This window comes from Campylobacter mucosalis (assembly GCF_013372205.1).
GTDB lineage: Bacteria > Campylobacterota > Campylobacteria > Campylobacterales > Campylobacteraceae > Campylobacter_A > Campylobacter_A mucosalis.
In genome coordinates, this window is the sequence record NZ_CP053831.1 from 47659 (window position 1) to 64741 (window position 17083).

At 37.2% G+C, this 17083-nt stretch carries 11 protein-coding genes and 1 pseudogene; 7 read left to right on the forward strand and 5 right to left on the reverse strand.

Annotated features, from left to right (window positions below; translation table 11 throughout):
* The first annotated feature begins 50 nt into the window (after positions 1–50).
* Positions 51–1520 (forward strand): hypothetical protein, encoded by a 1470-nt coding sequence (locus tag CMCT_RS00240; protein ID WP_034970119.1) that lies wholly within the window; start codon positions 51–53, stop codon positions 1518–1520.
* Here CMCT_RS00240 and ung read toward each other — a convergent pair.
* The gene (ung, locus tag CMCT_RS00245; RefSeq protein ID WP_034970116.1) at positions 1517–2206 is read right to left on the reverse strand and encodes a uracil-DNA glycosylase; all 690 of its coding nucleotides are present in this window, start codon (positions 2204–2206) and stop codon (positions 1517–1519) included. The genes CMCT_RS00240 and ung overlap by 4 nt on opposite strands.
* 382 nt (positions 2207–2588) lie before the next feature.
* On the opposite strand from ung, the gene CMCT_RS00250 reads away from it, so the two are divergent.
* Together CMCT_RS00250 and CMCT_RS00255 are read left to right on the forward strand one after the other, a co-directional pair.
* On the forward strand, positions 2589–3989 hold the full coding sequence (locus CMCT_RS00250) for an aspartate ammonia-lyase (protein WP_034970113.1): 1401 nt from the start codon (positions 2589–2591) through the stop codon (positions 3987–3989).
* A 79-nt stretch (positions 3990–4068) separates the two neighbouring features.
* Positions 4069–5412, forward strand: a complete 1344-nt coding sequence (locus CMCT_RS00255) for an anaerobic C4-dicarboxylate transporter (RefSeq protein ID WP_034970110.1) — start codon at positions 4069–4071, stop codon at positions 5410–5412.
* Positions 5413–5449: 37 nt separating this feature from the next.
* Here CMCT_RS00255 and dapF read toward each other — a convergent pair whose 3' ends face one another.
* Positions 5450–6193 carry a diaminopimelate epimerase gene (gene dapF, locus CMCT_RS00260; protein WP_034970109.1) on the reverse strand — a complete coding sequence of 248 codons (744 nt, stop codon included), beginning with the start codon at positions 6191–6193 and terminating at the stop codon, positions 5450–5452.
* Positions 6183–6779 (reverse strand): dephospho-CoA kinase, encoded by a 597-nt coding sequence (gene coaE / locus CMCT_RS00265; RefSeq protein ID WP_034970108.1) that lies wholly within the window; start codon positions 6777–6779, stop codon positions 6183–6185. The genes dapF and coaE overlap by 11 nt, the downstream gene beginning before the upstream one ends.
* Before the next feature lie 72 nt (positions 6780–6851).
* Here coaE and purM point away from each other — a divergent pair, with 72 nt between their 5' ends.
* Positions 6852–7835, forward strand: coding sequence for a phosphoribosylformylglycinamidine cyclo-ligase (gene purM / locus CMCT_RS00270; protein WP_034970106.1), 984 nt, complete (start codon positions 6852–6854; stop codon positions 7833–7835).
* A 14-nt stretch (positions 7836–7849) separates the two neighbouring features.
* Here the strand turns inward: purM and CMCT_RS09515 are convergent.
* Positions 7850–8557: pseudogene (locus CMCT_RS09515) on the reverse strand (methyl-accepting chemotaxis protein); the annotation flags it as partial.
* 570 nt (positions 8558–9127) lie between these two features.
* Positions 9128–9628 (reverse strand): PAS domain-containing protein, encoded by a 501-nt coding sequence (locus CMCT_RS00280; RefSeq protein WP_034970095.1) that lies wholly within the window; start codon positions 9626–9628, stop codon positions 9128–9130.
* 260 nt (positions 9629–9888) lie between these two features.
* On the opposite strand from CMCT_RS00280, the gene CMCT_RS09400 reads away from it, so the two are divergent.
* The 3 genes from CMCT_RS09400 to CMCT_RS00290 all read left to right on the forward strand — a co-directional run bounded on the left by CMCT_RS09400 (position 9889) and on the right by CMCT_RS00290 (position 17033).
* On the forward strand, positions 9889–10023 hold the full coding sequence (locus CMCT_RS09400; RefSeq protein WP_257791971.1) for a hypothetical protein: 135 nt from the start codon (positions 9889–9891) through the stop codon (positions 10021–10023).
* A complete protein-coding gene (locus CMCT_RS00285) occupies positions 10020–10295 on the forward strand; it encodes a type II toxin-antitoxin system PemK/MazF family toxin (RefSeq protein WP_082198672.1) in 276 nt (91 codons plus the stop codon). Before CMCT_RS09400 ends, CMCT_RS00285 begins: the two co-directional genes overlap by 4 nt.
* 129 nt (positions 10296–10424) lie before the next feature.
* Positions 10425–17033 (forward strand): retention module-containing protein, encoded by a 6609-nt coding sequence (locus CMCT_RS00290; RefSeq protein WP_176324956.1) that lies wholly within the window; start codon positions 10425–10427, stop codon positions 17031–17033.
* Positions 17034–17083 lie beyond the last annotated feature (50 nt).

The window sequence follows — 17083 nt, forward strand, 5'->3', positions numbered from 1 at the left end:
TATAGACGTTTTTGTAAAATTATTAAAATTTTTATCAAAAAGGTAGAGGCGTGTTTAAGCGAAATCTAGTTGTTAAAGATTTGATACAGATAGACAACGAAGTAATTATGGCCAATAAAAAGCTCGATGAGTTTTTTGAGTTAAAACAGAATTTAACAAATCTCATAAAGCAGATTGCTACGAGTAGTGATGAAGAGCAGGTAGCATCTTATTTGAAAGATTTAAGAGTGTTTGAAGCGAAATTTCATCCGCTAAAATCCATATCTAACATAAAAGAATTTGATGAAGATAAAATTTATAAGCTAAATATAGAGCTTTTGACATTGGAAAATTCCATCAAAAAGCTTGTAAAACTGCTTGAAGAAGAAGTGAATATCGCAAAAATGCAAGTATCATCTACTGAGCTTTTAAAAAAGAGGGCTTTGTATAACAGTTTTTTAGAAAAAGAGAAGCAAATTTTTGAAATTTATGAAAGCATTAATACCTTTAAAAACAACGAATTTGCCCTGATACATAATATCAATGCTATGAGATTTGATTTAGAAAAAACCTATAAAAGGTCAAGACGTTTTTTATTTTCCATTTCTACGATTTTTGCAGCGTTGCTTTGTTTGCCATATTTTATATTTATTAACAAAATCCCATCAGTTGCCATAGATGACATATCGTTTTCTTTGTTTATGATTTTGCCAGTTGGATTTTTTGTTATTGTTTATGCTGGATTTGTTTTTATTCAAAATTTTATCTTATTTAGAATTTTTAAAGAGCATGATAGATTTTTTAATCATATATTTGTCTTTTTGTATAATTTTTTTCTATTTTTTCTACTTATTTTACCATTTACTAGGTATTTTGACACAGGTGCGTTGTGTACGTTAATTTTTATGCAAGTTTTTGTGTCTATATCTTTTGTGTGCTATATAACCTTTTATACACAGAAAATTTTGTTTAGTATATTTTTGGTCTCTATTACAATTTTTGTAGATCTGCTACCTATTTTTGCCGTTTATTTTGTGTTTGATGAGATTAATATCTCCTATATTTGTCTATTTTTTACCATATTGTTTATCTCTAGGTTGATTTCAAATTATAAAATTTTTCTTTACAGGATACAATTTGCCCTATCGCTCATGCTTTTATCTTTGATATTGGTGTTTTTAAATAGAGATTTTGTGCGTTTAGCAGATATTGCTAACTATAATGCAGATTATGTCATCCCGACTAAATTTATTCCATCTTATGTTTTAAATTTAAAACCTAATTGTAGCCAAACAAAAGTGATAAAATTTGATGAAAATTTAACAAAACTAGAAAACATAAAAGTAGTCGTCAAGTCAGATGAGAAGTATTTTTTAAAGATTGAGCAAAAGCCTTTTGAGTGCGTTAGATATGACAAATTTAGTGTCAAATGCGAACAGACTGTGCTTGAGTTAGAAAATTTAGACTGCAAAAAGAAGAACGACAAACTCTTGTGCGAGTATAAGGAATTTGACGTTCATCAAAGAAATATTTTTAACTAGCCATTATTTAAATCCCAGTCGATCGGCGTTTTTCCACACTTTATTAAATACTCGTTTGTTTTTGAGAAGTGCTTAGAGCCAAAAAATGCCCCACGAGCAAGTGGGCTAGGATGAGCGGCTGCGAGTATTAGATGTTTGCTTTGGTTAATGAGTGGAATTTTGGCCTTTGCTGGGTTGCCCCAAAGTAAAAAGACGATATTTTCACGCTTTTGGTTTAAAATTTTAATAACCGCGTCAGTGAAAGTTTGCCAACCAAAATGTGCGTGAGAGTTCGCTGCTCCTGCTGATACGCTAAGCGTTGCATTAAGCAGTAAAACCCCCTGCTTCGCCCAGTATGTCAAATCGCCGGAATTTGGCTCTTTTATACCCAAATCATCGTAAATTTCTTTGTAGATATTTACTAGACTTGGCGGAATTTTTACCCCTTTTGGCACCGAAAAGCTAAGCCCCATCGCCTGATTTGCTCCGTGATATGGATCTTGCCCTAAAATCACGACTTTTACGCTATTAAACGGCGTTAGGTTAAAAGCGTTAAATATAAGATTGCTTGGCGGATAGACTATACCTGTGCGTTTAGCTTCTAGTAAATTTTGCTTGATTTGGACAAAATACGGACTTAAAAACTCATCTTTAAGTGCCTCTTTCCAGCTTGGCTCGATTTTGACATCATCTAAATTTATCTGCATTTTTAACCTTTTTTGTATGATTATAACAAAATTTTAAAAGTTATGTAAAATTATAATATTAAATTAAATTTTAAGGATAATTACGATAAAGACAATATTTAGTTTTTAAGATATATTAAATAAAACTTAAAAAAACTGCGATAATATGATATTTTTTTGAGAAAATCAAAATTTTTTGTTCCTCAATTATTAAAAAATCATTTTAAATTAGAACTTAAGTATGCTATTTTAAAAACGATAAATTTACGTTAAAGTCCCTAAAAATAGGCATTGTATATATTTATAAATTTTTGTTTAAAATTATAAATTATTTTCTTAATTTTATTCTAAGGATTTAAGGCTTATGATTTCAACAATATATTTTGCTAATAAGGAGTAAACAATGGCAACTAGAAAAGAACACGATTTTATAGGTGAGCTTGAGATAGACGATAGCGTTTATTATGGAGTTCAAACATTCAGAGCACTTGAAAATTTTCATATGACCGGACGTAGATTAAAAGATTATCCGTTTTTTGTAAAAGCATTTGCACAGATTAAAAAAGCAGCAGCTCTTGCAAATAAAGAGGTTGGCGTTCTTGAGCCAAAACTAGCTGATAACATCGCTAAAGCTTGCGATAAAATCATAGCTGGAGAGTATGCTGATCAATTCGTAGTTGATATGGTTCAAGGTGGTGCTGGAACTTCTACGAATATGAACGCAAACGAAGTTATCTCAAACGTGGCGCTTGAGCTTATGGGACATAAAAAAGGCGAATATCAGTTTTTGCACCCAAATGACCACACAAACTTAGGTCAAAGCACAAATGATACATATCCAAGCTCTATAAAAGTTGCAACTTATGCGAAACTAACAGACCTTTTAAAGGCTATGGAAGAGCTAAAAAATGAGCTTGAAATAAAAGCAAAAGAGTATAAAGACATCATAAAAATGGGTAGAACAGAGCTTGAAGACGCTGTTCCTACAACACTTGGCAATACATTTAACGCGTTTGCAAGTTACATTAAAAGCGATATTGAAAAAATCACAGCAGCACGCGAGTCGATGAGCTTTTTAAATATGGGTGCGACTGCGATTGGAACAGGTATTAACTGCCATCCAGACTACAAAGTAGCTGTTCATAAAATTTTAAGTGACATTACTGGAGTGAAATTTAAACCAGCTGATGATTTTATCGCTGCTACTCAAGATACAGCAGATTTTGTTCACGTTAGTGGTGCATTAAAAACAGCGGCTGTTAGACTAAGCAAAATCGCAAACGACCTTCGCTTAATGAACTCAGGTCCAAGATGTGGCTTGGGTGAGATAAATCTACCACAAATGCAACCTGGCAGCTCAATTATGCCTGGTAAAGTAAATCCAGTTATTGCTGAGGTTGTTGGTGAGGCTTGCTATGAAGTTATCGGAAATGACGTGACTATAATGCTTTGCAGTGAAAGAGGCGAGTTTGAGCTAAATGCATTTGAGCCTGGCATTGCTTATGCGTTATTTAACTCTGTTGTTATTCTTGAAAATGCGATGAGAACTCTAGCTCAAAAAGCGATCAAAAAACTTACAGCTAACCCTGAAGCTTGCTTAAAATCAGTTCTTGGCTCAGTTGGTATCGTAACAGCATTTAATCCACACATCGGATATGAAAAATCAGCAAGTATTGCAAAAGAAGCTCTTGCTACTGGCAGACCTGTTGGCGAGATTTGTTTAGAAAGAGGCTATCTGACAAAAGAGCAGATTGATAAAATTTTAGAGCCAAAAAATATGCTTAACCCTAGTATGGTAAGATAAATTTAAATAAAATGTAATGATAAAAATATTATCATTACATTAAAATATTAATCGAAATCTTTAAATAAAGGAGTCTAAAATGGATATAATGCTGATTTTGCAGATTATAGTCCTATTTGGGGGTATCTACCTAGGCGTTAGGCTAGGTGGTATGGGCGTAGGATATGCCGGTGGTCTTGGTGTCATCGTGCTTGCTATGCTAGGTATGAAGGTCGAGATGAAGGGCATCCCTATGGATGTTATCCTTATTATCGCTTCTGTTATCTCGGCTATTACAGCTATGCAAGTTGCTGGCGGTCTTGACTTTTTGGTTCAAACGGCTGAGAAAATTTTACGTAGAAATCCAAAACAGATAAACTATCTAGCTCCGATAGTAGCTTATTTGCTTACAATTTTTGCAGGTACTGGACATACAGCGTTTTCAATTATCCCTGTTATTGTTGAGGTTGCAAAAGGTCAAAATATCAAGCCTTCCGCACCACTTTCACTATCTGTTGTTTCATCACAAGTTGCCATTACTGCTAGTCCGATCTCAGCAGCATTTGTTGCGATGACTGGTGTTTGTGAGCCACTTGGTGTAAGCTATCCGATATTGCTATTTATTTGTATATCTACCACATTTGTTGGCATGCTAGTTTCAGCATTTATAGTAAATAAATTTTACGACCTTGACCTTTCAAAAGATCCTATTTATCAAGAAAGACTTGCAAAAGGTTTGGTTGAAGAGATTAAGGCTGCTGAGTATAAAGAGCTAAAACCTTATGCAAAACTATCTGTTGCTATCTTTGGTATCGGCGTTTTAATCATCGTTGCTTATGCTCTAGCTATCTCAAAGAGCGTTGGACTTATCCAAAATCCTATACTATCAAGAGATAACGCAATCATTAGCTTTATGCTAACGATAGGTTTCTTAATAGTTGTATTTTGTAAAGTTGAAACAGGCAAATTGCTATCAACTAGCACATTCCAAAGCGGTATGAACGCTTGTATATGTGTTCTTGGTATTGCTTGGCTTGGCACAACATTTGTAAATGGACATATTGATAGCATTAAAACTGTTGCTTCAGAGGTTGTTACAAAATACCCTTATATTTTAGCTATTGCACTATATTTTATTAGTTGTCTGCTCTATTCACAAGCTGCCACAACTCGCGTTATGATGCCTGTTGTTGCTGCTGCTATGGGTATGACAAGTCCTGAAAATGCACAAAATGTTTGGATTTTAGTTGCTTCATTTGCGGCTGTTTCTGGTCTATTTGTATTGCCAACATATCCGACAACACTTGGTGCTATCGCTATGGACGATACTGGCACAACAAAGGTTGGTAAATTAGTGCTAAACCACTCATTCTTCGTGCCTGGCACAATTATGGTTGCCGTATCAGTTGCTCTTGGCTTTTTAATAGCTCCTGTACTTTTATAACAAATTTTCCCAGACGAGCTTTCGTCTGGGGGCTACTTTATCCTTTAAATTCTGTGCTAAAGCAGTATTTAACAGCTCCGCTAAAAAATATCTTGCCATTTTCTAGTCTGAGCCCTAGCTTTTCGCCACTTTTTGGATAGACGTTTGCGGTTTTATCTAGTCTATCATTTAGCACTCCGCCGTAAAAGCAAGCTGCCATTCCTGTCCCACAAGCTAGTGTTTCGTTTTCTACGCCTCTTTCGTAGGTTCTGACAAAAAGCTCGTTGTTTGAAATTTTGGCGAAATTTACATTTGCGTTGTATTTTTGCCTTAACTCTCTTGCTAGATTTACATCAAATTCGTTCAAATCATCGGTAAAATGCACCAAGTGTGGCACACCTGTGTTATAAAAGTGCCAAGTTTTATCAAAATCTACAAATTTATCGTTTAAAATCACAGGGGTTGTCAGCTCGACTTCGACGCTATCGCCTGAAATTTTTGCTAAAACTTTACCGCTTCCAGTTATGAGTGTTAAATCATCGCCACAAAGTCCGTTGTCTACTGCGTATTTTGCAGCCGCTCGTGAGCCGTTTCCACACATATCGGCGTGGCTTCCATCGGAATTGTAAAATTCCCAAACTATCTCGTTTTTGCCACCTGGCTTTAAAACGATAAGTCCATCAGCACCCACCCCGTTTTGTCTGTGGCATAAAATTTTGGCTAATTCGCTACGATTTTTGCTTAAAAATGTGTGAAAAATCACAAAATCATTGCCACTTGCGTTGTATTTGCTAACTATCAAAATTTATCCTTTTTAAAAATTTTTTAACTTCATTGTCTAAATTTTGCAAATCTTTGCTGTTATCGATTACAAAATCAGCTAATTCTCTTTTCTTTTCAATATCCATTTGTAGCTCGACTCTGTTTTTTGCCGCAATAAAATCAAGCGAATTTCTACTCATCACGCGTGAGATTAGTAAATTTTTGGGTGCATAAACGACGATAATCTTATCAAAATCATAATTTTTTTGCTTTTCAAAAAACAGCGGAATATCCACAAAATAAGGCTTTGCATAGCTTTCATAAATTTCACACTGCCTTTGTATCTCGCTTTTGATTTTTAAATGAAGCAAATTTTCAAGCCATTTTAGCTCATTTTTATCGTTAAAAACGATACTGCCTAGCTTTTTTCTATCTACTTTTTTATCAGTTAAAATTTCACTACCAAAGTGCAAAACCACTTCATCTTGCGAATTTTCAAGCTGTTCGTGGGCGATTAAATCAGCGTCAATCACGCTAAAACCACGCTCTTTTAGCAGATTTACAAAGGTGCTTTTGCCACTACCGATTGAGCCAGTTACAACGTAGGCGTTTTTAAAATTTGACATACTTTGCCCTAAATTTTTACTGAGATTTTAGCAGATTTAGGTTAAAATTGCCAAAAATTTTAAGGGGCAAAAATGATAACCTACAAAGACGCGGGCGTTGATATTGACGCTGGAAATGAGTTTGTAAATGCGATAAAACCACACGTAAAATCAACCTTTACGCCACTTGTTTTAGGCGGGATTGGCTCGTTTTCTGGGGCGATTAGACTGCCAAGCGGATATAAAAATCCAGCGATTTTAGGTGCGACTGATGGCGTTGGGACAAAGCTTAGGCTTGCAATTGACGCAAATAGTCTTGAAAACGTAGGCATTGATTTAGTCGCAATGTGTGTAAATGACTTGATTTGCAACTTCGCAACTCCGCTGTTTTTTCTTGACTATTACGCAACATCAAAGCTTGATATAAAATCCGCCGAAGTCGTAGTTAAGGGCATAGCACAGGGTTGTGTTAGGGCAAAATGTGCTTTAATTGGTGGCGAAACGGCTGAAATGCCTTCAATGTATGAGGGCAAGGATTTTGATTTGGCTGGATTTGCTGTGGGTATGGCTGAGATTGATGAGATTGACCGCACGAAATTTGTAAAACAGGGCGATGTTTTGGTGGCACTGCCTTCAAGCGGACTTCACTCAAATGGTTACTCGTTAGCACGAAAAGTGGTTGAGAAAAAGGGGCTAAAATTTGATGATAAAATGGGCGAAAAGTCGCTAATAGAGCTACTTTTAGAGCCGACTAGAATTTACGTTGATGAGTTTTTGCGTTTAAAAGATAAGATAAATGCCCTAGCTCACATTACTGGCGGTGGTTTGGTTGAAAATTTACCACGCGTTTTTGGCGAAAATTTAGGTGCAAAAATCAACAAATCAGCCATAAAAACGCCAAAAATTTATGAAATTTTTAATGGCGTCGTTAGCGAAACTGAGCTTTATAGGACGTTTAATATGGGCGTTGGCTTGGTGCTTGTCGTGTCAAAAGAAAATGTGGATTTTGTGCTAGAAAATAGCGATGGCTATGTAATCGGCGAGGTCGTAAGCGGTAGTGGCGTCAAGCTTGTATAAGCCCCGTTTGGGGCTTATACCTCTTGAGTGCGTTGAGCGATCATGGTGTTATATAGCTTAAATATCTGCTCATTTATCGCTTCTACTTTTGTAAATTTAGACGTCAGTAGGCTAATGCTACCAGCCTTAAAGCCGTCTTTTGCGTCGTTTATGACCTCATTTGTAATATTTGCGAACTCATCGATTAGCTCTTTTAGCTTTGCATACGACGCGGTTTTGCCAAATTTCTGCTGACACTCGTTCTCATACCAGCCCTTTAGCTCGTCCGTGATAGCTGTAAACTCATCGATGTTTATATGCTCGTTGATGACGTCAGAGTAGGCTTTGGTTTTGCTTACTATCTGTGAAATTTTAGCGATAATCGCAAATGTCTTATCCTCAACAAATCTCGATTTTATCGCTGTATCCTTTGCATCTTGGTTAAATTTATATAGTGTGTCTTTAAACACCTCTACGCTTGAGTTTGCACTTTTTGCTATATTTGTTATCTCATCAGAATTTGCACTTATGGCGTTTGCTTCTTGTTGCAAAGTTTGTATGCTTATGCTTATTTCGCTTGTGGCTTTTTGCGTGTTTTCTGCTAGTTTTCGCACTTCATCAGCCACGACCGCAAAGCCTCTACCGTGCTCACCAGCACGAGCCGCCTCAATGGCAGCATTTAAAGATAGCAAATTTGTCTGATCGGCGATATCTTTTATAAGCCCCACAACAGAGCTTATCTCATTTGTTTTGCTTGTAAGCGCGTGTATGGCGTGACCTGAGTTGTTTATAAGCTCTTCTAAATTTGCGATATTTGAGCTAAGCTCATTTACGTTTCCTAGCGTTTGCTCGGCTACTTTTGATGTAGATACCGCGCTTTCTGCCATTTGGCTTAGGGTTTGCATACTTGAGTTTAGATCAGCTTGAACTTCGTTTATACCTCTGTTTCCATTGCCAAGCTCTCCAAATTTCTCAGATAGAACACCCCTTATCTTGCCCTTTTGTCCAGCTTTTATCCCATCTACGCCCCTGCTCATTGATATGGCGTTTGTTTTAAAAAGACCACGAAAGCCCTCTGTAAATATATTTCTATGAGTTGAGCCACTTTGTGCCATATTAACACACGTCGCCATCTCTCTTTGAAGTGCTTCAACTTGATCTAATAGGTCATTTATCCCAATTGCGATATCATATAGTGGATCTTTTGGATTTGGGTTTATAACTCGTGGTTCTAGGATCCCGTTTCTTGCTGCTTGTATAACTTTTAAAATTTCATCTTTGCAGAGCGATTTTTTATCAAACATTTCTAACTCCTATGATCTTTGTAAGTTATTTACAAATTCGTCGTAACTTAAATTTTTGTTTTTTAACGTAGTTTCAAGAAGTTTTAGCGATGCGTCCATACCGCCCTTTTTCTCGGTATCTAAAAGCTGTGCGTAAAGGGGTTTTATGACCTCTAGTGCTTTTGGGTTTGGCTTACGTCTAACAGAGTAGTATCCTATGATATTTCCGCTCTCATCAAGCGAGGCTGTTATGTTTGCAAAGACCCAGTAAAACGAGCCATCAAAGCTTCTGTTTTTCACGTAGGCGAAAATTTCTTGCTTTTGTTTTATGTATTCCCAAAGTAGTTTAAAAACCACCTTTGGCATATCTGGGTGACGCACTATGTTGTGAGGTTTGCCAACTAAATCGCTACCTTTTGCCCCGACTATTTTTATAAATGGTTCGTTGCAATACGTGATGATGCCCTTTGTGTTGGTCTTTGATACCAAAAAGGAGTTAGCATCAACTTCTTTTTCTACGTTGCTATTCATTTTTGACTCCATAAAATTTATGTGTTCCTTGCAATTATATCATTTTTATTTTTAGTTGGTTAAAAAACCATAAAATTTTAAAGCTGATAAACTTATGCCATAATAGTCGTATATTTTAGAAGTATAAAAAATAGTATTTAATGGTTGTATCAGGCAAACAAAAGGCTACATTTTCAATAGATACTGAAGTAATGCAAATGCTTAGAGAGCTACAAATTACCTATTCATTTAAGTCTTTATCAGTAGTAATCGACTAGGCAGTGAAGAGTTACAGCAAACAAAAAAAGCTCGAAAAATGGAAAAATGGTTATGAGATAGCAAAAGGTGATAGTGGTATTATGACTGAGGAGCTAGAACTTGCGCAGAGCGGGGATTTTAACTACTATGACAAGTGAAATTTTACAAGGCAAAACTTCGCCAAGCAGTCGTGATAAATAGCAACCTAGGCAAGAATTATGATATAAAAATTTTACTTCCTATTACAACCTATCAGGATAAATTTAAAGACATTCCATTTTTTTATAAATTAAAAGATTCTGTTGAACTGGGACTGGATAATGTTTCTGCGGTTAACTGCTTTCAAGTGAAGTCATTTTCTAGTGAGAGATTTAAGCATAAACTCGGCAAGGTTGATAGCAAAACGCTTTATGAGCTTCAAATTCACTAGCATTTTCTAAAAATATCTCTTAACAATACCGAATTTATCGGCATTTGAGTGGCATATTGTACCTTGGTACAATTGATTAAACTTCCGTAGCTAGGTATAATCAGCTAACTTTTTTAGTAAGGAGAGAAAATGGCAACACAAGTAGGGATCGTCAAGCAGGCGACCGGTAGCGTTATCGCAGTAGATGCGAATGGCAACCAAAGAATTTTACACGTAGGCGATGCTATTTTTATGGGCGAAGTCGTTAAGGCGCAAGCTAATGCTAGCACAGTCTTATCAATGGATAACGGCAGCGAAGTAAGCGTTGGTGCTAATGATGTTATAGCTATAGATAGTAGCGTATCACAAGGTCAAAGCTTTGGAGATGAGTCAGTTGTGGCTGATTTATCTGATTTACAAAAAGCTATTTTAAATGGTGCAGATTTAACAAATTTAGAAGAAACTGCAGCAGGCGGTAACGCAGGTAGTGGAGGTGCAGGTGGCACAGCCCAAATAAATCAAGCATACTTTGCTGATGGCGGACACTACTCAAACATAAATGTCAGATACAGAGAACTTGGAGATAATAACTTTGGTGAATTATCGCCATTTAACGGCGTAGATGGTGCTCCAGGTGACGGCGAAACGCTAGCTACAATAGCACCTATAAATCCACCAAGGGTTATATCAATTGATAACAAACATCCATCAGCTCCAACAAACGATACTACACCAGCTATTAAGGTGGACATAGATTTTGGTAAAGTACCTGCTTTATTTGATAATAATGGTAACTTTATCCCAGCTGACACGACAGATAATGGCGATGGCACTTGGACTTTAATACCAAAAGATGCTATTGATAATCCAAATAATTTAAATGTAGCCGCAACCGATCCAAATACAAATAGAGAGTCGATCCCAGTGCCTGTTAGACCGAATATTGACGTAACACCTCCAAACCTAACAATCGATCTAATCAAAAATGGCGATACAACAGTAACTGGAAAAACAGAACCAGGTGCACAAGTAGAAGTAACATTCCCTAACGGAGAAAAAGTTTCAGTTACAGCTAATGATGATGGTAGCTACACAGCACAAATTCCAGATGGTGTAACTCTAAGCGATGGCAACAAAGTAACAGTAGTCGCAAAAGATGAAGCAGGCAACACAACAACACCAGTAGAGACAACTATTGATAGAGTAGCGCCAGACGTAAAAATAGACATAATCAAAAATGGTGATACAGCAGTAACTGGAACAACAGAACCAGGTGCAAAAGTAGAAGTAACACTTCCTAACGGAGTTAAACTACCACCAGTTACAGCAGATGAAAAGGGTAAATACTCAGCAGAGCTTCCAAAAGATTTAGTATTAAAAGATGGCGATAAAGTAACAGCAGTTGCAACAGATCCAAGCAACAACACAACAAATACACCATCTCAGACAATCATTGATAGAACTGCACCAGTTGATATAGAATTTGCAACTGAAATAAGAACAGGTGATCACGTAAATCCATTTGGTAGACCAGTAACTATAACACTACAAGATAAAGAAGTCGATGCAGATAAATTTGCTATTAAGATTAAAGATGAAAATGGCAATGTTCTATTTGACTTTACAAGAAATATATCAACTGATGGCAAAGCAACATTTACATTCTACACAAATGGTGATGATCTACCACGATTACAAAACATCAACCTAGAAGTTGTAGCTATGAAAAATGGCAAACCAGCAACAGACAACTCAGGCAATGAAGCTAGAGTTAGCAAGGTATCAGAGGCTGTACAGATTGAGGCACCAGTTATCACAAAAGCTCAAGATAATGTAGGTAGTAAAACAGGTGATTTAACAAGTGGAGCAAAAACAGATGATACAACTCCAACTATCCAAGGCACAACAAAATACCCACACTCTACAATAGGTATATTTGATAAAGACGGTAACCTAGTAGGCGAGGGTAAAGCAGATCCACAAGGAAATTTCAGCATTGAGCTAAAAACTCCATTAACAACACAAGGTGAAAACCCATTAACAGCTGCTATAATCAACGAAAGAACCGAAAGCTTCTCAAACGATCCAGTTAAATCAGTATCAAACAAATCAGGCACATTTAATGTTAATGTTGATACGGATGCTCCAAACAGCATAACAATCGATCTAATCAAAAATGGCGATACAACAGTAACTGGAAAAACAGAACCAGGTGCAAAAGTAGAAGTAACATTCCCTAACGGAGAAAAAGTTTCAGTTACAGCTAATGATGATGGTAGCTACACAGCACAAATTCCAAATGGTGTAACTCTAAGCGATGGCAACAAAGTAACAGTAGTCGCAAAAGATGAAGCAGGCAACACAACAACACCAGTAGAGACAACTATTGATAGAGTAGCGCCAGACGTAAAAATAGACATAATCAAAAATGGTGATACAGCAGTAACTGGAACAACAGAACCAGGTGCAAAAGTAGAAGTAACACTTCCTAACGGAGTTAAACTACCACCAGTTACAGCAGATGAAAAGGGTAAATACTCAGCAGAGCTTCCAAAAGATTTAGTATTAAAAGATGGCGATAAAGTAACAGCAGTTGCAACAGATCCAAGCAACAACACAACAAATACACCATCTCAGACAATCATTGATAGAACTGCACCAGTTGATATAGAATTTGCAACTGAAATAAGAACAGGTGATCACGTAAATCCATTTGGTAGACCAGTAACTATAACACTACAAGATAAAGAAGTCGATGCAGATAAATTTGCTATTAAGATTAAAGATGAAAATGGCAATGTTCTATTTGACTTTACAAGAAATATATCAACTGATGGCAAAGCAACATTTACATTCTACACAAATGGTGATGATCTACCACGATTACAAAACATCAACCTAGAAGTTGTAGCTATGAAAAATGGCAAACCAGCAACAGACAACTCAGGCAATGAAGCTAGAGTTAGCAAGGTATCAGAGGCTGTACAGATTGAGGCACCAGTTATCACAAAAGCTCAAGATAATACAGGTAGCAAACAAGGTGATTTAACAAGTGGAGCAAAAACAGATGATACAACTCCAACTATCCAAGGCACAACAAAATACCCACACTCTACAATAGGTATATTTGATAAAGACGGTAACCTAGTAGGCGAGGGTAAAGCAGATCCACAAGGAAATTTCAGCATTGAGCTAAAAACTCCATTAACAACACAAGGTGAAAACCCATTAACAGCTGCTATAATCAACGAAAGAACCGAAAGCTTCTCAAACGATCCAGTTAAATCAGTATCAAACAAATCAGGCACATTTAATGTTAATGTTGATACGGATGCTTCTGATGTTGACGTAGTAGCCAATAGAAACGGCGATGTAAGCGTAGTAGTTTCAAACAATGATGGAGAGAGGCTAACCATATCTTACACAGCGACTGATGGCTCTAAAAAAGAGGCTGTATATACAAAAGGTGCTAACGGCGTATGGAGCACTACAAGCACTGATGCAAATATTGACAAAACATCAGTTGCCAACGCAAACGGCAACCAGGTTATTAACATCAAAGACGCTGGAACACAAAATGGCACAGAAGTTAAAGCAACTATGGTTGATTCGACTGGTAACGAAGGTAGCGATCAGGCGACAGCTAAAACTCCGCTTCAAGCACCTACTATCACTTACGGCGAAGACACCGACACTAACGGTTCTCTAACAAGAGATGAGTCATCAAAAGATGGCAACACAGCTAAAACTACAGCGACTGTTACACTATCTAACGAGGCAGCAGCTGGAGATGTCCTAACTATCAAAGATGAGTTAGGCAACGTGATCGGTAAATATAACGTAGTTGATAATAACAATGGCAACCTAGAGCTACAACCTGATAATTCAGTCGATAACAGCCAAAACAAAGTTGTAAATGGAAAATCTGTCGAAGTTCCTGCTACGTTTAATATAACTGGAAGCAACACAGATACATCTGCAAGTATCACAGCTGAAATTTCGACAACAGATGGAAGCAACATAACTCAAAGCTTGACAAAAGCTATTAGCACAGAAAAACTTGGCGATATATCACTTGACTTTTATGAGGGCGATCATAAAATGCCTTATGAGGATTGGCAAAATGGCGGTGCCACAAAAGAACAAGCTAAGTCTGACGGCGATATTAAAAACGCAACAGCTAAGATCACGCTACCGACAAATATTGCTACTGGCGATGTTATAAATATCAAAATAACTGATAATGTAGACGGAACAATATCTGGCACAACTCTAACGCCTAATGTTGTGGATGTTTCAGTTAAAGTTACTAAAAATGCTGACGGCACATTTACATTTACTGAAACTACAAACACAGGTAAAGTGGGCACTAAAACGATAGCACCTAGCAACGGTTCTATTGTGCTAGATGTAGAAAAAGTTCCTACACACTCTCGTGATGAAGTGGTAAATAAATTTAAAGATAGCGGACTTGGAAATAGTCAATTTAGCACGAGCGTCAAAGTAGATCTAGTTGGAAGCGGTGGTGAAGTTAGATCAGCTACTAAGTATCATCAGATCATGAAAGATATGAATGAACTTAAGATCAGCTACGAGGACGACACTAACAAAGATGGCACACTATCTGTGACAGAGAATTTCAAAGACGGCGATACGACTAAGACAAATGTCATAATCGACCTACCTTATGCTGCAAAAGTAGGCGATGTCGTCAATGTGGAATTTAAAGTTGGTGATGAAGTCAAAGAAAATAAAACCATAACTATAGATGCGGATATGAAAAAAGCCGATAAGATCACACTACAAGCTCCTGTCGAGAGTGGTAAGAGTGCTGAAACTAGTGTATCTATCACAACTAAAGATGATAAGGGTGTCAGCCAAACTCACAAAGCTAACGCAAGTGTAAATGTAGACGCCGACACAGCCCCTGAAAAACCTGTCATTACAGAGATAACAGATGATGTGGTAGGTGGAGTTGCAAATGGCAAGATAGGTAAAAATGGTGTTACAAATGACGCTACTCCAACCATCAAAGGCACTGCAACAGCAGGAACTGAGATCAAAGTATATGACGGCAATACACTAATAGGCACTACAAAAGCTGATAATAGCGGCAACTGGACGCTAAGCACATCTGCTCTAAAAGATGGCTCACACAACATCACAGCTGTTGCTGAGAGCCTAACTGGCATAAAATCTCCTAAGTCTGATGCTTATGATATCAATGTAGATACAAAAGTTGGTATCGAGATCAAGGCTGACGGCGAAGTGGTAACCACAGACGCTGGTAACGCAAAACCTGTGGTTACCGTAGACGGAAAAGTTGTAACGTTAGAGAGCAATAATGGCAAACTTTACATACCAAAAGGTAGCCTAAATGCAAATAGTAAAATTTCAGCAACAGTGACAGACGAAGCTGGAAATACAGCGAAAGTTGATACAACAGTAAAAGTTGCTACTAAGTATGTTGATGCCACAGATGAAATTCCTGAAACACAAAATGGCTTAACAGGAAAAATGTGGTCTTGGGGCGGTGTTGCAAACAACAATCTATCAACATTTAATACACACGCAGATAATCACAATGTTGAGATTAGAAACCAAATTGCAAAAACTGGTAACGATTTAGGCACTACATATAGTGGTTGGAATATAGTAAGATCAGTAGCTCACAATACAACTCAGGTATATTCATTTGGTGGCACTACACTAGTTAAAGGTGCTAAGATTGAAAACGGCAAGAGCAAAATGTATGTTGAGTATTTAAGTGCTAATGGAACACCTGCTAGTGGTAACGAAGTTAAATTGATTGTTAAAGTAGATGGCAAAGAGGAATTTACAAGTGTTGGATGGTCTGGTTCTTCATCTTCAAACGGTGGCGGTTGGGTAAATAACATCATATTTGATGTTCCAAATCTAAACGGCAAACACGACGTAGAAGTAGTTGTTGGTGTATGGAATCCACAATATAATAGAGCTGTTGTTGGTATAATTGATGAAAATGGAAACAAAATTCCATTAGGTCAAGGTGGTGGTACAATAGAAACGAAAGTATATACTGAGCCATTTGATGATAATGGTTTAGTGTATGATGAGAACACTAATACTTATAAAAAACCTATTAGTGAAGTTTCGTTTGTTACAGATTCAAGCAAAACAGGCTATGACGTAGACGGCACAGACAACGTTGATACTATCGATCACTCAAGCTCTACAAAAGGCGAGTATATCGACGGCAAAGGTGGAAACGACACTATCAAAGCTGGTAGCGGAAACGACACCATAGACGGTGGAAATGGTGCTGATACTATAGACGCTGGTGCTGGTGACGATAAGATCGTGTTTGATCAAGACGATACCAAAGTAGACGGCGGAGCAGGTCGCGATACTCTAATCATCAATAAAGATATCGACTTTAGCAATATATCAAATTTGGATAATAAAGTTGAAAATATCGAAGCTCTACAACTAGGCGGTGATGGTAAAGCTGGTGCAGTTAAAGTTACGCTAGATGCCAATGCTGTAAAAGCTATCAAAGATAGTTCAGGTATCCTTGAGGTCAACGGTGATAGCGATGATGTGCTAAATCTAAAGGGCTTTAGTAAGCTTACAGGACAAAATGATAAGGCTGAACTAGACAAAGTCGCTCAAGACAACAACGTAGATCAGTCTACACACGATGTATATAAATCGACTTCGGCAGGGGAAACCGTGTATATCGAAGTTGATAAGATGGTCAAAGTAGAGGACGTCCAGTAGGGTGTTCTTTGATATTTGGGCAGCGTAAGTGTAAGTCCCAAATGCTTCTT